Annotated in this window: 14 protein-coding genes; 4 read left to right on the top strand and 10 right to left on the bottom strand. The window is 71.8% G+C overall.

Going from position 1 to position 17,218, the window contains the following annotated elements:
* Positions 1-35 precede the first annotated feature (35 nt).
* Entirely contained in the window at positions 36-2,132 is a 2,097-nt protein-coding gene (locus ACZ6AQ_RS16605) for a type IV secretory system conjugative DNA transfer family protein (RefSeq protein WP_468760423.1), read from the bottom strand.
* Between the two features lie 350 nt (positions 2,133-2,482).
* Here ACZ6AQ_RS16605 and gabT point away from each other — a divergent pair, with 350 nt between their 5' ends.
* Together gabT and ACZ6AQ_RS16595 are read left to right on the top strand one after the other, a co-directional pair.
* Positions 2,483-3,817, top strand: coding sequence for a 4-aminobutyrate--2-oxoglutarate transaminase (gene gabT / locus ACZ6AQ_RS16600; protein ID WP_468760422.1), 1,335 nt, complete (start codon positions 2,483-2,485; stop codon positions 3,815-3,817).
* A gap of 114 nt (positions 3,818-3,931) precedes the next feature.
* A complete protein-coding gene (locus ACZ6AQ_RS16595; RefSeq protein ID WP_468760421.1) occupies positions 3,932-4,687 on the top strand; it encodes a phosphatase PAP2 family protein in 756 nt (251 codons plus the stop codon).
* A 37-nt stretch (positions 4,688-4,724) separates the two neighbouring features.
* Here ACZ6AQ_RS16595 and ACZ6AQ_RS16590 read toward each other — a convergent pair whose 3' ends face one another.
* From ACZ6AQ_RS16590 to ACZ6AQ_RS16555, 8 genes are all read right to left on the bottom strand, one after another.
* Complete coding sequence (locus tag ACZ6AQ_RS16590) at positions 4,725-6,503, bottom strand: chitinase (RefSeq protein ID WP_468760471.1); 1,779 nt, start codon at positions 6,501-6,503, stop codon at positions 4,725-4,727.
* A gap of 93 nt (positions 6,504-6,596) precedes the next feature.
* A complete protein-coding gene (locus tag ACZ6AQ_RS16585) occupies positions 6,597-7,106 on the bottom strand; it encodes a hypothetical protein (RefSeq protein ID WP_468760420.1) in 510 nt (169 codons plus the stop codon).
* A gap of 115 nt (positions 7,107-7,221) precedes the next feature.
* Complete coding sequence (locus ACZ6AQ_RS16580; protein ID WP_468760419.1) at positions 7,222-8,640, bottom strand: NAD(P)/FAD-dependent oxidoreductase; 1,419 nt, start codon at positions 8,638-8,640, stop codon at positions 7,222-7,224.
* A gap of 36 nt (positions 8,641-8,676) precedes the next feature.
* Positions 8,677-9,474 (bottom strand): ABC transporter permease, encoded by a 798-nt coding sequence (locus tag ACZ6AQ_RS16575; protein ID WP_468760418.1) that lies wholly within the window; start codon positions 9,472-9,474, stop codon positions 8,677-8,679.
* Positions 9,474-10,406: an ABC transporter permease gene (locus ACZ6AQ_RS16570; RefSeq protein WP_388689310.1), complete on the bottom strand. Its 933-nt coding sequence runs from the start codon at positions 10,404-10,406 to the stop codon at positions 9,474-9,476. Before ACZ6AQ_RS16570 ends, ACZ6AQ_RS16575 begins: the two co-directional genes overlap by 1 nt.
* Positions 10,403-11,578 (bottom strand): ABC transporter ATP-binding protein, encoded by a 1,176-nt coding sequence (locus ACZ6AQ_RS16565; RefSeq protein ID WP_468760417.1) that lies wholly within the window; start codon positions 11,576-11,578, stop codon positions 10,403-10,405. Before ACZ6AQ_RS16565 ends, ACZ6AQ_RS16570 begins: the two co-directional genes overlap by 4 nt.
* A 42-nt stretch (positions 11,579-11,620) precedes the next feature.
* Positions 11,621-12,868, bottom strand: coding sequence for a polyamine ABC transporter substrate-binding protein (locus ACZ6AQ_RS16560; protein ID WP_468760416.1), 1,248 nt, complete (start codon positions 12,866-12,868; stop codon positions 11,621-11,623).
* Positions 12,869-12,941: 73 nt separating this feature from the next.
* Positions 12,942-14,459 (bottom strand): gamma-aminobutyraldehyde dehydrogenase, encoded by a 1,518-nt coding sequence (locus ACZ6AQ_RS16555; protein ID WP_468760415.1) that lies wholly within the window; start codon positions 14,457-14,459, stop codon positions 12,942-12,944.
* Positions 14,460-14,634: 175 nt separating this feature from the next.
* On the opposite strand from ACZ6AQ_RS16555, the gene ACZ6AQ_RS16550 reads away from it, so the two are divergent.
* Positions 14,635-15,183, top strand: a complete 549-nt coding sequence (locus ACZ6AQ_RS16550; protein WP_468760414.1) for an NADAR family protein — start codon at positions 14,635-14,637, stop codon at positions 15,181-15,183.
* 138 nt (positions 15,184-15,321) lie between these two features.
* Here the strand turns inward: ACZ6AQ_RS16550 and ACZ6AQ_RS16545 are convergent, their stop codons facing one another.
* Positions 15,322-16,053 carry a DUF4190 domain-containing protein gene (locus ACZ6AQ_RS16545; RefSeq protein ID WP_468760413.1) on the bottom strand — a complete coding sequence of 244 codons (732 nt, stop codon included), beginning with the start codon at positions 16,051-16,053 and terminating at the stop codon, positions 15,322-15,324.
* Between the two features lie 75 nt (positions 16,054-16,128).
* On the opposite strand from ACZ6AQ_RS16545, the gene ACZ6AQ_RS16540 reads away from it, so the two are divergent.
* Positions 16,129-17,160, top strand: coding sequence for an adenosine deaminase (locus ACZ6AQ_RS16540; RefSeq protein ID WP_468760412.1), 1,032 nt, complete (start codon positions 16,129-16,131; stop codon positions 17,158-17,160).
* Positions 17,161-17,218 lie beyond the last annotated feature (58 nt).

Below are 17,218 nucleotides of genomic sequence, written 5' to 3'. Positions count from 1 at the left end.
CGCCCCCGATTCTGCCAGGGGCCGGGGGCGGGCGCTCAGCCGCGGAGGTCGACGAGGAGGGGCGGCATGTGCTCGCCGCGCACGTGGGTGAGGGAGAGGACGGCGTGCCCCGGCGGGACGGCGTGGGCGAGGTCGGAGGCGGACCAGCGCTGCCGCTCCACCTCCCGGACGGTGACGGCCTCCGCAGTGGCCGCCCGGCCGGTCACCAATCGCCGCATGAAGTGCAGAGCCTTGGTGAGAGGCTCGTCCGAGATGATCTGTCTGTTGGTGACATCCTTCGTCTGGACCCACTCGGTGCCCCAGGTGTCGGCGAACCGCCCGCCGTCCCAGGGCGCGATGCCCGCGAAGGCCATCCGGCAGCCGACCACGCCGAGCAGCGGCCCGCGCAGCGTCTCGGGCACGTCCTCCAGGCTGCGCAGGGCGAGCACCACGCCGGCGTGTACAGAACGAAGCCCCTGAATGGCGCGAAGGGCTTCTCCTGTGGCGGTACGCGTGGCGTCGTCAAGGATCAGGCAGGCGAAAAGAGAACGGTCGCGACGGGCGAGAGCGGCATCTGTGAACTGTGCGAGCAACAGCCGGGAGACGATTCGGGAGGCCTCTGCGTGTCCACGCTCGGGAAGATCGACACGGACCCGGAGCGGGTGTTCGAGAGCGCGGAGGGAGAACTGTGGCCGCCCGTCCCCATCCGTGGCGAAGAAGGCTGCGAAGGCGGGACGGTCGAGGAAGGCGATCCGCTCTGCGAGCAGAACGCCGATGTCGTCGTCACGCTCCGCCTGCCGCTGCCGGGCATCGAGTTCGCGCAGTTGGGCGGGGTCGGCAGCGACTGCCTTGCGGAGGGCTCCGAGGACAGCGGGGGCGCCGGAGAGGAGTTCACGCAGTTCCGGCACGGAGGGAAAGCGGCCATGTGCGGCCCGGAAGGGGCCGATGAGCTGGGCGAGCGCGGTGGCGGCGCGACGACTGTCGGTCACGAGATCACCCACGAGTGCCTCGGCGACGATCCTGGCGGCCTCGTCCGGATCGTCCGCGCCTCCGTACAGATCGAGGTCATGAGTGGATTCGGGACGGCCGACGGAGACAACGACGTCGAATGCCTCATCGGGGCCGAGCGGCGTGTCCTGGGCGGCGACGGCCACGACGGCGGCACGGTTGGCAAGGGCTTCGAGGCAGAGGAACTCCACCACCGGCCGGATCAGCCGTGTGCTCTTCCCTGTTCCGGCGGGCCCCACCGCGAGCAGTGACGTACCGAGAAGAGCGGGTTCCAGGGCAACGCCGGTGGTGCGCCGGGCGTAGGGGTTGCGAGGGTGATCAGCCACGGTGCCGATCCTCACCTGATGGGTGAACAAGTCGTGCGGAGCCGTACGGACGGGCAGGTCTCGAATGCCCGAAGGATGGGAGAACGCGGCTGCCCCTTGGCGCACCACCGCGTCGACGAACGGGCCCAGACGGCTCGGAGCGGTCTGGACCGTCTGCCAGGCACGCGCGATCCTCGCGTAGTCGACATCGTTCATGCGACCCGTCCGGGCCTCTTCGGCCAGCCGGTCGGCAACCACGTGCTGCCCGACCGTCCGCAGATGCGGCCATCGGCCGGGATCTTCCGGTGATCCTTCTTCCAGGGGAGGCTGGGCCCTGGGACCCGTCTCCGGTCGGCGTACGCCGACGAGTGGGAGCACATAGCGGCGGAAGACCTCGTCCCATCGGCCGACCCTGAAGAAAAAGGCGACCAGGCCGGCGAACAGAGCGAGGTCGACGGTCCAACCGATGATTCCCGTGATCACGGGATCGTCGGAGAGCTGCATCAAGGCACTGGTCCAGTAGTGCGGGTCGAGCCAGCGTGGAATGTAGTAATTGACGTACAGCGACCAGACGAGCAGACCGGAGAGGAACGAGATCAGCGCCCCGCTCAGCAGCTGGAGCCCGGGGACGTCCTCGCGCGGTGCGTCGGGCCGGGGTGCATGGCCGTAACGCCAGACGCCGACGGCGGCCTCGGGGCGGGGCGCACGGAGCCAGGTGCCCAGAAAAGTACCGAAAGCGGGCTCGCGGGGGGGCAGGGGCGGTACCGGCGGCGGGCCCGCCGGACGTGGCACCGCGCCTCCCCTGGCGTCGCGTGACTCGTACGTGCCGTCGGTCTCCATGAACCCCTGCCCCCTGACCAGCCAGGTCGATGCGTGTACGCCTCGTCAATCTAACGGGCCCGCGGCGCTCCGGCGGGGTTTCGGCCGCCTGTGCGGCCGATCACCGGCGACGCGTCGCTCGGGAGCGAATCGTCACGCCCGGCCGGTGGGCCGTCGCCGCACTCGCCGAGCCGCCGGACGATCGGGAACGCCACCTCCCGCGAGCACACGCCTCCACCCCCTCCCCTGTCCATCCCGGACAACGACACACCCCCCACCACTCCCGATCGGCGCATGCCTCTCCCCCTCCCCCGCGCCTAGCCTGCGGAGGAAACCCGCAAGTGCGTCCAGATCACCCCCAGGAGCCCCGCATGAACGCTGTCCCGCAGGAGCGGCGCGTCGTCACCGCCATCCCCGGTCCGAAGTCGCAGGAGCTTCAGGCCCGCCGCCTCGACGCGGTCGCCGGTGGCGTGGGCTCCACGCTGCCCGTCTTCACCAAGCGGGCCGGCGGCGGCATCATCGAGGACGTCGACGGCAACCGTCTGATCGACTTCGGCTCCGGCATCGCCGTGACCTCGGTCGGCGCCTCCGCCGAGGCCGTCGTGCGCCGCGCCTCCGCGCAGCTCCAGGACTTCACCCACACCTGTTTCATGGTGACGCCGTACGAGGGGTACGTGGAGGTCTGCGAGGCGCTCGCCGAGCTGACCCCGGGCGACCACGCCAAGAAGTCGGCCCTCTTCAACTCGGGCGCCGAGGCCGTCGAGAACGCGGTCAAGATCGCCCGTTCGTACACCGGGCGCCAGGCCGTCGTCGTCTTCGACCACGGCTACCACGGCCGCACCAACCTCACCATGGGCATGACGGCGAAGAACGTGCCGTACAAGCAGGGCTTCGGCCCGTTCGCGCCCGAGGTCTACCGCGTGCCGGTGGCCTACGGCTACCGCTGGCCCACCGGTGCCGAGAACTGCGGCCCCGAGGCCGCCGCCCAGGCGATCGACCAGATCAGCAAGCAGATCGGCGCCGACAACGTCGCCGCGATCGTCATCGAGCCGGTCCTCGGCGAGGGCGGCTTCATCGAGCCGGCCAAGGGCTTCCTGCCGGCGATCGTGAAGTTCGCCAACGACAACGGCATCGTCTTCGTCGCCGACGAGATCCAGGCCGGTTTCTGCCGCACCGGCCAGTGGTTCGCCTGCGAGGACGAGGGCATCGTCCCCGACCTCATCACCACCGCCAAGGGCATCGCGGGCGGTCTGCCGCTCGCCGCCGTCACCGGCCGCGCCGAGATCATGGACTCCGTCCACGGCGGCGGCCTGGGCGGCACCTACGGCGGCAACCCGGTGGCCTGCGCCGGTGCGCTCGGCGCCATCGAGACGATGAAGGAGCTGGACCTCAACGGGAAGGCCCGGCGCATCGAGGAGGTCATGAAGGCCCGCCTCGCCACCATGCAGGAGAAGTTCCCGGTCATCGGCGACATCCGCGGCCGCGGCGCCATGATCGCCATCGAGCTGGTGAAGGACCCGGTCACCAAGGAGCCGTACGCGGAGGCCGCCGGCGCCCTGGCGAAGGCGTGCCACGCGGAGGGCCTGCTCGTCCTGACCTGCGGCACCTACGGCAACGTGCTCCGCTTCCTGCCGCCGCTGGTCATCGGCGAGGACCTGCTGAACGAGGGCCTCGACATCATCGAGAACGCCTTCGCCGGCATCTGACGCGGGTCCGGCACACGGGCCCGAGGGCCGTGGTGTGAAGACTCTGTGGGGGGCCGATGGCGGGACGCGTTTCCCGCTGTCGGCCCCCCGTTCCCTGACGTACGGTTTCCACGGATGAGAGAAACACCCCGGGCGGAGCCTCCCCAGCACCGCCCACACCGTGCCCTCGCGCACGCCGCCGGTGCCTCGTGCCCCGGCACTCCTCACGGATCGGACGGCCGCCCGCCCCACACCCCCCGGGGCGCGCGGCAGCCGGATCCCCTCGGCCGTCCTGGAGCAACCCCCCCTGTTCCAGGACGGCCGGCTCTCCTCTCGGCGCTCGTCGCCCTCGCCGTCGTGACCTGGCAGGTGCTCGTCCACGGCCCCTTGGCCAGGCTCGACGAGCGGGTGTCCCGGGCCCTGGTGGACACGGTCCCCCGGCCCCTCTCCGAACTCGGCGCCGACCTCGGCAACATGACCGTCGCCCTCCCGGTCCTCGCCTGCGCGGCGGCGTACGCGGTGGGGCGCGGGCGGTGGCGGGCCGCGCTGTGCGCGGTTCTCGCCATGGCCGCCGTGCCCCTGCTCGTGGTTCCGCTGAAGGAGTGGACCGGCCGTCCGGGCCCCCTCGAACCGTGGGCGCACGGCTACTATCCCTCGGGCCACACGGCCACCGCGATGGTGGCCTACTTCGGAGCGGCCTTCCTCGTCTCGAACCGCCTGGTCCCCGTCGCCGCCGTGCTGACGGCGGCGACGGGGACCGGACTGGTCCTGCGGGGCTACCACTGGCCGCTGGACGTGGTGGCCTCGGTGGCCCTCTGCCTCCCGCTGCTGCGCTGGCCGGTCCTGGCTGCGCGGTACGGTCCCGGCGTCCGGGCGGATCTCCGGGAGTGAGCCGGCCCGGCTGTTCGCCGGGGCGGCGGGGTGGCGGTCAGCTCCAGCCGTACGCGTCGAAGTTCTTCGAGAACTCCCACTGGTTGTAACGGTCCCAGTTGATCGACCAGGTCATCAGGCCGCGCAGGGCGGGCCAGGTGCCGTGGGTCTGGTAGGTGCCGCAGTTCTGCTTCTTCGTCAGGCAGTCCAGGGCCTTGCCGACCTCGGACGGGCTGGTGTGGCCGTTGCCCGCCTGGGTGGAGGCCGGAAGGCCGATGGCGACCTGCTCGGGGCGGAGGGCCGGGAAGAAGTGGTCCGCGTTGCCGGCGACCGGGAAGCCGGTGAGGAGCATGTCGGTCATGGCGATGTGGAAGTCCGCGCCGCCCATGGAGTGGTACTGGTTGTCCAGGCCCATGATGGAGCCCGAGTTGTAGTCCTGGACGTGCAGCAGGGTGAGGTCGTCGCGCAGGGCGTGGATGACCGGCAGGTAGGCGCCGGCGCGCGGGTCCTGGCCGCCCCAGGGGCCGGAGCCGTAGTACTGGTGGCCGAGCTGGACGAAGAAGGTCTCCGGGGCCATGGTCAGGACGAACTTCGCGCCGTACTTGGCCTTGAGGGTCTTGACCGCCTGGATCAGGTGGACGACGACCGGGCTGGTCGGGTTGCGGAAGTCGGTGTCGCCGGTCCGGAGCGAGAGGGAGTGGCCCTCGAAGTCGATGTCCAGGCCGTCGAGCCCGTACTCGTCGATGATCTTCGAGACGGAGGCGACGAAGGCGTCGCGGGCGGCCGTCGTGGAGAGCTGGACCTGGCCGTTCTGGCCGCCGATGGAGATGAGGACCTTCTTGCCGGCAGCCTGCTTGGCCTTGATCGCCGCCTTGAACTCGGCGGGCGACTCCACGTTCGGGCACTCGGCGGCCGGGCAGAGGCTGAAGCGGATGTCGCCCGAGGTCACCGAGGTCGGTTCGCCGAAGGCCAGGTTGATGACGTCCCAGGAGTCGGGGACGTCGGCCATGCGGACGTAACCGGAGCCGTTGGCGAAGCTGGCGTGGAGGTAGCCGACGAGGGCGTGGGCGGGCAGGCCCTGATCGCCGCCGCCCCCGCCGCCGGTGGTGGTGGTCGCGGTGACGGCGGCGGACTTCGGGGACTCGCCCGCGGCGTTCACGGCGCTGACCTGGAAGGTGTACGCGGTGGAGGGCGTGAGGCCGGTCGCGGTGGCGGAGGTGCCGGTCACCGTCTGGATCCTCGTGGTGCCCCGGTAGACGTGGTACGAGGTGGCGCCGGGGACCGCGCTCCAGGTCAGCGGCACGGTGGTGGAGGTCGGGGAGCCGGCCGCGAGCCCGGTGGGGGCGGCCGGGAGCTGGACCGGGTCGCCGCCGGGGCCGTACAGGGAGAGGTCGTCGGCCTGGTAGGCGGGGGTGCCGTACCAGCCGTGGGTGTAGATCGTGACCGAGGTGGTGGAGGGGCCCGTGGTGAAGCCGGTGCTGAGCTTCTGCCAGTCGGGGGCCGAGCCCGTCCAGGTGGAGACGTCGGTGGTGCCGGTGCCGGTGGCCCCCAGGTACACGTAGCTGCCGCGCACCCAGCCGCTCAGCGCGTACGTGGAGTTGGGCTTCACGGCGACGGTCTGGGAGCAGCGGGCGTTGTCGCTGCCGGCCGGGGTGGCCTGGAGGGCCTTCGTCCCGCCGTGCACGGGCGACGGGACGGCGGTGCCGCTGCCCGCCGTGCAGGTCCAGCCGTCGAGGCCGGCCTCGAAGCCGCCGTTGCGGGCGAGTTCGGTGTCGGCGGCCTGGGCGGCGGGGGTGAGCGCGAGGAGTCCGCCGGCGGCGAGGGCGCCCGCCAGCATCAGGGTCAGGGGTCTGGAGCGGTCCACGACTGCCTCCGGGGGTGGGGGGATCGGGTGGAGCGCGCCACAGCATGGTCCAGACCAATCGAGCGGTCAAGACCTCCGTCCGCGCAGTGTCCCCCTCGGCCCCTCCCGGTCTTCCCCCTTCCTCCCGGCCAGCCGCCCCGCCGCCTCGTGCATCGCCAGCTCCAGGAGGGCGGGGTCGGTGAGCGTGCCGGTGCCGTCCGGCACCACCAGCCAGCGCACCCCGCCGGTCACGCGGCCGGGGTACGGGGCGACGATCCAGGTGCCGGCGCCCGCGCCCCGGACGCCGGTGCCGAGCCAGCGGGCGGCGGTGCCCGGCGGGACGAAGAAGCCCGTCCGGGCGTCGCCGAAGCCGGCCAGGACGGGACCGGGCCGGTCCACCAGGCGGGTCAGCACGTCGAGCGTGGGGTGGCCCAGCCCGGCCGGCAGGATCAGCACGTCCCACCGCACGCCGGCGGGCAGCAGCGCGACCCCGTACGGGTTGCGCTCCCACTCCCACCGGCAGGCGTCGGGGTCGGGCGCGACCGAGGCCAGCCACTCCACCGCGTTCCTGGCGCTCGCGGCCTCCGTACCAGTCATCGCGACGTCCTCCTTCCGCGGGGACACGGTGCCCCCACGGAAGAGAGCCGGGACGGCCGCTCCTCTTACGCGGCTTCGGCCACCCCTCGCGTGTGACCTGCGTCACACGCCCGTCTCAGCTGTCGAAACCGAGGCCCAGGCGGTCCATGGCCTTCAGCCACAGGTTGCGCCGGCCCCCGTTCTCGTCGGCACGGGCGAGCGACCACTTGGTGAGGCCGATGCCGGCCCAGGCGACCGGCTCGGGCGGGAACGGCAGCGGCTTGGAACGGACCATCTCCAGCTCGGTGCGCTCGGTGCGCTCCCCCGCCAGCAGGTCGAGCATCACGTCGGCGCCGAAGCGGGTGGCACCGACGCCCAGCCCGGTGAATCCGGCGGCGTACGCGACCTTCCCCTTGTGGGCCGTGCCGAAGAAGGCCGAGAAGCGGGAGCAGGTGTCGATCGCCCCGCCCCAGGCGTGGCTGAAGCGGAGCCCCTCCAGCTGCGGGAAGCACCGGAAGAAGTGCTCGGCGAGTTTCAGGTAGGTCTCGGGGCGGTGGTCGCGCTCGGCGCTGACCTTTCCTCCGAAGGGGTAGATCGCGTCGTAGCCGCCCCAGAGGATGCGGTGGTCGGCGGTGATCCGGAAGTAGTGGAACCGGTTGGCGGAGTCGCCGAGCCCCTGCCGGTTGTGCCAGCCGACGGAGGCGAGCTGCCCGGGGGTGAGCGGCTCGGTCGTCAGGGCGTAGTCGTAGACCGGGACGGTGTAGGCCCGGACGCGCCGGACCAGGGACGGGAAGACGTTGGTGCCGAGGGCGACCCGGCGGGCGACGACCCTGCCGTACGGGGTGCGCACGCCCATGCCGGCGCCGAAGGGGGCCAGTTCGAGGCCCGGGGTGTTCTCGAAGATCCGCACGCCCAGGCCGAGACAGGCCCGCTTGAGGCCCCAGGCCAGTTTGGCGGGGTGCAGCATGGCGACGCCGCGGCGGTCCCAGAGGCCGCCGAGGAAGGTCGGGGAGTCGACCTCGGCGCGCACGGCGTCCCGGTCGAGGAGTTCGAGGCCGTCCGCGAGGCCGAGCCGCTCGACCTCCCCGTACGTCTCGGCCAGCTCCCCGAGCTGGTGGGGTTCGGTGGCCACGTCGATCTCGCCGGTGCGTTCGAAGTCGCAGTCGAGGGAGTAGCGGGTGACGGCCTCCTCGATGGCGTCGAGGTTCCGCCCGCCCAGCTCCTCCAGCTTCGGCAGCTCGCCCGGCCAGCGGGCGAGCCCGTTGCCGAAGCCGTGGGTGAGGGAGGCCGCGCAGAAGCCCCCGTTGCGGCCCGAGGCGGCCCAGCCCACCTCGCGGCCCTCGATCAGGACGACGTCCCGGGAGGGGTCGCGCTCCTTGGCGAGGAGCGCGGTCCACAGTCCGCTGTAGCCGCCGCCGACCACGAGGAGGTCGCACTTCTCGGTGCCGGTGAGGGCGGGCAGGGCTCCGGGCTTGCCGGGGTCCTCCAGCCAGAAGGGGACGGGCTGGGCGTCGGAGAGAGAGTGGGCGGCGAGACGCATGGCGGCTGGGGCCATGGTTTCCAACTCCTTCGGTGCCTGGGCGGTGTCCGCTCAGGCCGTCGCTGTTTTCTTGCGCCGGGACGCGATGATCTGCCCGGCCATGACCACCAGGACCGCGAGGACGAACATCGCGGTACCGATGACGTTGATCTGAACGGGGGTGCCGCGCTGCGCCGAGCCCCAGACGAACATGGGGAAGGTGACGGTGGAGGGACCCGCGTTGAAGTTGGTGATGATGAAGTCGTCGAACGAGAGGGCGAAGGCGAGCAGTCCGCCGGCGGCGATGCCGGGCGCGGCGATCGGCAGGGTGACCCGCAGGAAGGTCTGCGCGGGCCCCGCGTAGAGGTCGCGCGCGGCCTCCTCCAGGCGCGGGTCCATGGACATGACCCGGGCCTTGACCGCCGTCACGACGAACGACAGGCAGAACGTGACGTGGGCGATCAGGACCGTCCAGAAACCCAGCTCGATCCCCATGTTGAGGAAGAGGGTGAGCAGGGAGGCGGCCATGACGACCTCGGGCATCGCCATCGGCAGGAAGATCAGCGAGTTGATCGCGCCGCGCGCCCGGAAGCGGTAGCGGACGAGCGCGAAGGCGATCGCGGTGCCGAGGGCGACGGCGCCGAGGGTGGCCCAGGCGGCGAGCTGGAGCGAGAGCGACAGCGACTGGCACATGTCGGCGACGCCGCAGGGGTCCTTCCAGGCGTCCAGGGAGAACCGCTGCCAGGAGTAGTTGAAGCGCCCGTTCGGCTTGTTGAACGAGAACGCCATGACGACGAGGTTCGGCAGGATCATGTACGCGAGCGTCAGCAGGCCCGCGACGACGACGAGGTTGCGTCGTATCCAGCGCATCAGACCAGGTCCTCCGTTCCGGCACGGCGGATGTAGACGGTGACCATGACGAGGACGACCGCCATGAGGATGAAGGAGAGCGCGGCGGCCGTCGGGTAGTCGAGGACCCGCAGGAACTGGGACTGGATGACGTTGCCGACCATCTTGGTGTCCGTCGAGCCGAGCAGTTCGGCGTTGACGTAGTCGCCGCTCGCCGGGATGAAGGTGAGCAGGGTGCCGGAGACGACGCCGGGCATCGACAGCGGGAAGGTCACCTTGCGGAAGGTGGTGGCCGGGGAGGCGTACAGGTCCCGCGCGGCCTCGTGGAGCCGCCCGTCGATCCGCTCCAGGGAGGTGTAGAGGGGCAGGATCATGAAGGGCAGGAAGTTGTACGTCAAACCGCAGACCACCGCCATCGGGGTGGCGAGCACGCGGTCGCCCTCGGTCCAGCCGAGCCAGCTCGTCACGTCGAGGACGTGCAGCGCGTTCAGCACGCCGACCACGGGGCTGTCGTCCGCCAGGATCGTCTTCCACGCCAGGGTCCGGATCAGGAAGCTGGTGAAGAAGGGGGCGATGACGAGGACGAGGAGCAGGTTGCGCAGGCGGCCGGCCCGGAAGGCGATCAGGTACGCGAGCGGATAGCCGAGCAGCAGGCAGAACAGGGTCGCGGTCCCGGCGTAGAGCAGGGAGCGGACGAACTGCGGCCAGTACTCCTGGAGCGCCTCCCAGTAGGTCGGGAAGTGCCAGGTGACCCGGAAGCCGGCTTCGAGGGAGCCGGTCTGGACCGAGGTGGACGCCTGGTAGACCAGCGGCAGCGCGAAGAAGACGAGCAGCCAGACGATGCCGGGCAGCAGCAGCCAGTACGGGACGAGCCGCTTGCGGGCGGAGGGCCTGCGCGGGGCCGGTTCCCCGGCCGTCTCCGGCGCCTCCTTCGTGAGGGTGGGAGCGCTCATCCGGCGTCCTCCACGCTCTCCACGCCCGCGTCGATGGCCTGGCCGGCGTCGAGCCCGAAGGTGTGGGCGGGGTTCCAGTGCAGGACCACCTCGGCGCCCGGGACCAGGCGCGTGTCGCGCTCGATGTTCTGCTCGTAGACCTGGAGCGCGGCCCCCGCCGGGCTGTCCACCACGTACTGGGTGGAGACGCCGATGAAGGAGGAGTCGGCGATCCGGCCGGTGACCCGGTTGCGGCCGTCGGCCACCGCGCCGGCGTCGTCCGCGTGGGTGAGGGAGATCTTCTCGGGGCGGACGCCCACGAGCACCTTGCCGCCCGCGCGGACGGCGGCGGTACAGCGGTCGGCGGGGATCCTGAGCCTGCCGCCGCCCGCCGTGACGAGCACGTCCGTTCCGGCGGAGCCCGCCTCCAGGACCTCGGCCTCGATGAGGTTGGAGGTGCCGAGGAAGTTGGCGACGAAGGTGGTCCGGGGGTTCTCGTAGAGGTCGGCGGGGGCGCCGAGCTGCTCGACCCGGCCGCCGTTCATCACCGCGACCTGGTCGGCCATGGTCATGGCCTCCTCCTGGTCGTGGGTGACGTGCACGAAGGTGATGCCGACCTCGGTCTGGATGCGCTTGAGTTCGAGCTGCATCTGGCGGCGCAGCTTGAGGTCGAGGGCGCCGAGCGGCTCGTCGAGGAGGAGCACCTGCGGATGGTTGATGAGGGCGCGGGCCACGGCGACGCGCTGCTGCTGTCCGCCGGAGAGCTGGTGCGGCTTGTGCCGGGCCTTGTCGCCGAGCTGGACGAGTTCCAGCATCTCGTCGACCTGCTTCTTCACCTCCTTGACGCCGCGGCGCCGCAGGCCGAAGGCGATGTTCTCGGAGATGTCCATGTGCGGGAAGAGCGCGTAGGACTGGAAGACGGTGTTGACCGGCCGCTTGTAGGGCGGGAGGTCGGTGACGTCGGTGTCGCCGAGGAAGACGGTGCCGGTGGTGGGGTCCTCCAGGCCGGCGATCATGCGCAGGGTGGTGGTCTTGCCGCAGCCGGAGGCGCCGAGGAGGGCGAAGAAGGAGCCGCGCGGGACGGTCAGGTCGAGCGGGTGGACGGCGGTGAAGGAGCCGTACGTCTTGCTGATCCCGGTGAGACGGACGTCGCCGCCGGTGCTCTTTCCGGTGTGAGCAGTCTTGTCGGTCATGGGGTGTGGTCCCGGGGGTGAGAGGGGTGGACGCGGCCGGACTCAGGCGCCGATGAGCTGGGCGAACTTCTCCTCGTACGCCGTCTCCTCCGCGCCGGTGAGCGAGCGGAAGGCGTGCGACTTCCGGGCCATGGCCCGGTCGGGGAGGATCAGCGTGTTGCCGGCGAGCTCGGGGTCGATCCTGGCGAGTTCGTCCTTCACCCCGTCGACGGGGCAGACGTAGTTGATGTACGCGGCGAGCTGCGCGGCGACCGGGGGGTCGTAGTAGTGGTCGATGAGCTTCTCGGCGTTGGTCTTGTGCCGGGACTGCGCGGGGACGAGCAGGTTGTCGGTGGAGGTGATGTAGCCGGCCGCCGGTACGGAGTAGCGGATGTCGGGGTTGTCCGCCTGGAGCTGGATGATGTCGCCGGCCCAGGCGAGGCAGGCGGCGATGTCGCCCTTGTCGAGGTCGGACGTGTAGTCGTTGCCGGTGAAGCGGCGTATCTGCTTCTTGTCGACGCCCTTCTGGAGGCGTCCGATCGCCGCGTCGTAGTCGGCGTCCGTGAAGCGGCCCGGGTCCTTGCCGAGGTCGAGCAGCGTCATGCCGACGGAGTCGCGCATCTCGGTGAGGAAGCCGACCCGGCCCTTGAGGGAGGGGTCGTCCAGGAGCTGGGTGACGGAGTCGACCTTCTTCCCGCCGGTCGCCTTCACGTTGTACGCGATGACGGTGGAGATGCCCGTCCAGGGGTACGAGTGGGCGCGGCCCGGGTCCCAGTCGGGGTTGCGGAACTGGGCGGAGAGGTTCGTGTACGCGTGGGGGAGGTTCGCGGGGTCGAGCCTCTGCACCCAGCCGAGCCGGATCATCCGGGCGGCGAGCCAGTCGGTGACGCAGATGAGGTCGCGGCCGGTGTCCTGGCCGGCCGCGAGCTGCGGCTTGACCTTGCCGAAGAACTCGACGTTGTCGTTGATGTCCTCGGTGTACTTGACCCGTATCCCGGTGCGCCGGGTGAACGCCTCCAGGGTGGGGCGGGACTTCTCGTCCTCACCGACGTCCATGTACTCGGTCCAGTTGGAGAAGGCGACGGTCTTCTCCCTGGCCGAGTCGTCGGTGGAGGCGGTGGCGCCGCCCTCCCGCTTGGCGGGCGGGATGCCACAGGCGCTCAGGCCGGCGAGGCCGCCGGCGGTGAGCGCGCCGACGCCGCCCGCGCGCAGCACCGAACGGCGGCTGAGGGCGCCCCTGCCGTTCGTCAGGCTGCGCCGCATCGCCGCGCGCTGCGCGGCGGACAGGCTGTCGGGCTCGTACTGCTCCATGCGCTGTGCCCTTTCGGGAGGGATGAGCCGCTGGTCGGGCGGCGGGCTCCACACGGCGGTGGCCGCGTGTCGGTTACGGACGGTCCCCGAAGATCGTGCGGTGCCAGTCCTTGGCCGCCACCGCGGTGTTGTCGAACATCACGTGCTTGACCTGGGTGTACTCCTCGAAGGAGTAGGCCGACATGTCCTTTCCGTAGCCGGATGCCTTGGCGCCGCCGTGGGGCATCTCGCTGATGATCGGGATGTGGTCGTTGATCCACACGCATCCCGCCTGGATCTCCCGCGTGGCGCGGTTGGCCCGGTAGACGTCACGGCTCCACGCGGAGGCGGCGAGGCCGTAGGGGGTGTCGTTGGCGAGCCGGATGCCCTCGTCGTCGGTGTCGAAGGGCAGGGCCACCAGGACCGGGCCGAAGATCTCCGACTGCACGACCTCGCTGTCCTGCGCCGCGCCGGTGATCAGGGTGGGACGGTAGTATGCGCCGTTCTCGAGCTCGCCACCAGGTGCTTCACCGCCGGTGACGACGGTGGCGGAGGCACGGGCGCGCTCGACGAAGCCGGCGACGGCGTCCCGGTGGCGGTGGCTGACGAGCGGGCCGAGGTCGGTGTCCGGCGCGAAGGGGTCGCCGACGCGGACGGTCTCCATGAGGGCGGCGACCCGGGCGACGAAGGCGTCGAAGAGCGGGCGCTGGACGTACGCGCGCGTGGCGGCGGTGCAGTCCTGGCCGCTGTTGATGAGGGAGGCGGCGACGGCGCCCCGGGCGGCGGCCTCCGGGTCGGCGTCGTCGAAGACGAGGAACGGGGCCTTGCCGCCGAGTTCGAGGTGGAGCCGCTTCACGGTGGCGGTGGCGATCTCGGCGACCCGCCGGCCGACGGGGGTGGACCCGGTGAAGGAGGTCATGGCGACGCCGGGGTGGCCGACGAGGTGTTCGCCGGCGGTCCGCCCGGTGCCGTTGACGACGTTGATCACGCCGTCGGGGATGCCGGCCTCCTTCGCCGCCTGCGCGAACATCAGGGAGGTCAGCGGGGTCAGCTCGGACGGCTTCAGGACGATCGTGTTGCCGGCGGCGATCGCGGGGAGGATCTTCCAGGCGGCCATCTGGAGCGGGTAGTTCCAGGGGGCGATGGAGCCGACGACGCCGATGGGCTCGCGCCGGACGTACGAGGTGTGGTCGCCGCTGTACTCGGCGGCCGACTGGCCCTGGAGGTGGCGGGCGGCCCCCGCGAAGAAGACCGTGTTGTCGATCGTGCCGGGCACGTCGAACCCGGTGGTGAGCCTGAGCGGCTTGCCGCACTGGAGGGACTCGGCCGCGGCGAGGTCCTCCGCCCACTCCGTGAGGACCCCGGCGAGGCGGTGCAGCGCGTCGGAGCGCTCGCCCGGGGTGGCGCCCGCCCAGACCGGGAAGGCGGCCCCGGCGGCGGCGACCGCCTCGTCCACGTCCGCGGTGGAGGCGAGGGCGTAGGTGTACACGCTCCCGCCGGTCGCCGGGTCGGTCACGCTGTGTTCCCGCCCGGACGTCCCGGGGCGGAGCCGTCCGCCGATGTACTGCGCGCCGTCCGCGAAGCGGTCCGTCGCCTGGAAGCGGTTGCCCATGACGCTCTCCGTTGTCCCAGCTCGAATTGAGTGCCGATCCTGACAGAGGGGATGACACCCAACAAGTGATTCCGTTGTTGCCTTTTGATTACGCGACGGATTCGGTCGACCATCTGTCGAGGCCGCCGAAAAATCTCCGTACGGAGTGTCCGTGGCGGATGCCAGACTCCCGTGCATGAGCGCGATCGAGGAGCTGACACGGCAGGTCAGCAGGGGCGACCGGGTCAGGTGGCTGCACTTCTGGGGACACCGTCCGCACCCGGCCGGACACCTCTCGGCGAGCTGTCTCAGCCAGTGGTGGCCGTCCCCCTTCACGGTCGGCGGGGTGGCGTACGCGACCGCCGAGCACTGGATGATGGCCGCCAAGGCGCGCCTCTTCGGGGACGCGGACGCCGAGCGCGCCGCGCTGGCCGCCCGCACCCCGGCGGAGGCCAAGAAGGCGGGCCGGCTGGTGCGGGGCTTCGACGACGCGGTGTGGGAGCGGGAGCGCTTCGGGATCGTGGTCGACGGGAGCGTCCACAAGTTCTCCTCGGACGAGGGCCTGCGCGCCTACCTGCTCGGCACCGGGGACCGCGTCCTGGTGGAGGCCAGCCCGGTGGACCGCGTCTGGGGCATCGGGCTCGCCGCGACCGACCCCGGCGCCCTCGATCCGGCCCGCTGGCGCGGCCTCAACCTCCTGGGCTTCGCCCTCATGGAGGCACGGGAACGCCTCCGGACGGCCTGACCCCGGCCCGGTGGAGGGAGCCCCGGGGCGGCCCGGAGGCGGGCCGGAAAGGAACGGCTCCGGGCGGCCCCGGACGGGCGGCCGGAGCCCCGCGCCGGTGCGGAACCGGTGCGGGGCCGGTCCCGGCCGCCCCTCCGTTCAGCGAAGGGCGCCGACGGAGACCCCGCTCGTCGACCAGGGGTCGTCCGGGCTGTCGTCCCACTCGTCCGCGTGCGTGACGAGGAAGGCGAAGAGGACGATGCCCGCGATGCCGAGGACGAGGCCGACGGAGCCGAGCACGATGCCGGCCACGGCCTGCCCCCGGTTGTCCGCCTCGCCCCGCAGGCTCTTCTTGCGGGCGACGATGCCGAGGGGCAGCGCGATCCCGCCCAGGACCAGGCCCATGACGCCGTAGGAGCAGACCGAGAGCACGACGGCGAGGATGCCGAGCACCATGGCCGCCGTGCCCATGCCGTTGTTCTGCGACTGCTGCCGGAGGGGGCCGTACGCCGGATAGCCCGGGTAGCCGGGATGGCCGTACCCGGCGGGCGGCACGGGCGCCGTCGGGTAACCGTAGCCGCCGGGGGCCGCCGGATGACCGTAGCCGCCGGGGGCCGCCGGGTGGCCGTAGCCGCCGGGAGCGGCCGGATGGCCGTACGCGCCGGGGACCGCGCCGCCGGGCGCGATCGGCGGCGGCGGCACGTCACCGCCGGGCGCCGGCACCCCGGGCATGGACGCGACCGTCGGCCGGTCGTGCGCGGGCGGGGCCGGCGGAGTCGGCGGAGTGGGCGGAGTGGGCGACTTGCTCAGCTCCACCCCGTCGCGAGGGGGCGGAGCCCACGGGTCCGCCGGGCCGTGGCCGTCCCTCGGCTGTTCTCGATCGTCGGACATGTGCCTCCCCCGTCGTGGTCACGTCATGCTAAAGCCTCACCCCTGGGGGGGAACCACCCGGCCTACGATGACCCGATGACCGATCTGCACCCCTTCATCGCGGGCCTCCCCAAGGCCGAGCTGCACGTCCACCACGTGGGGTCCGCCTCGCCCCGGATCGTCGCGGAACTCGCGGCCCGTCACCCGGACTCCAAGGTCCCCACGGACCCGGAGGCGCTGGCCGACTACTTCACGTTCACCGACTTCGCGCACTTCATCGACGTCTACCTGTCGGTGGTCGACCTGGTCCGCACGCCCGAGGACGTCCGGCTGCTGACCTTCGAGGTCGCCCGCGACATGGCCCGCCAGAACATCCGTTACGCCGAACTGACCGTCACCCCCTACTCCTCCACCCGTCGCGGCATCGACGAGGGCGCCTTCATGGAGGCGATCGAGGACGCCCGCAAGGCGGCCGAGGCCGAGTTCGGCACGGTCCTGCGCTGGTGCTTCGACATCCCGGGCGAGGCCGGCCTCGAAGCCGCCGAGGAGACCGCGCGACTGGCCACCACCGACGGGCTGCGCCCGGAGGGCCTGGTCTCCTTCGGCCTCGGCGGCCCGGAGATCGGGGTGCCGCGCCCCCAGTTCCAGCCGTACTTCGACCGGGCGCGGGCGGCCGGCCTGCGGTCCGTCCCGCACGCGGGCGAGACGACCGGCCCGGAGACCGTCTGGGACGCGATCCGGTTCCTGGGCGCCGAGCGCATCGGCCACGGCACCAGCTCGGTCCGGGATCCGGAGCTCCTGGCGTACCTGGCCGAGCACCGCATCGCCCTGGAGGTCTGCCCGACCTCCAACATCGCCACCCGGGCCGTGGCGACCCTGGAGGAGCACCCGGTCCGGCGGATGGTGGACGCCGGCGTGCTCGTCACGGTCAACAGCGACGACCCGCCGATGTTCGGCACCGACCTGAACAACGAGTACGCGGTCGCCGCCCGGCTCCTGGACCTCGACGAGCGCGGTCTCGCCGCCCTCGCCCGGAACGCGGTGGAGGCGTCCTTCCTCGACGCGGCGGGCAAGGCCCGGCTCCTCGCCGAGATCGACGCGTACACCGAGGAGTGGACGGCGCGCTGACGGCGTCCGTACGGCGGCCCCGCCGTCGGCACCGGCGCCGGGCGGCGCCCACAATGGC

Source organism: Streptomyces sp. NPDC041191 (genome assembly GCF_055591945.1).
This window is presented reverse-complemented; position numbering and strand designations above follow the sequence as displayed.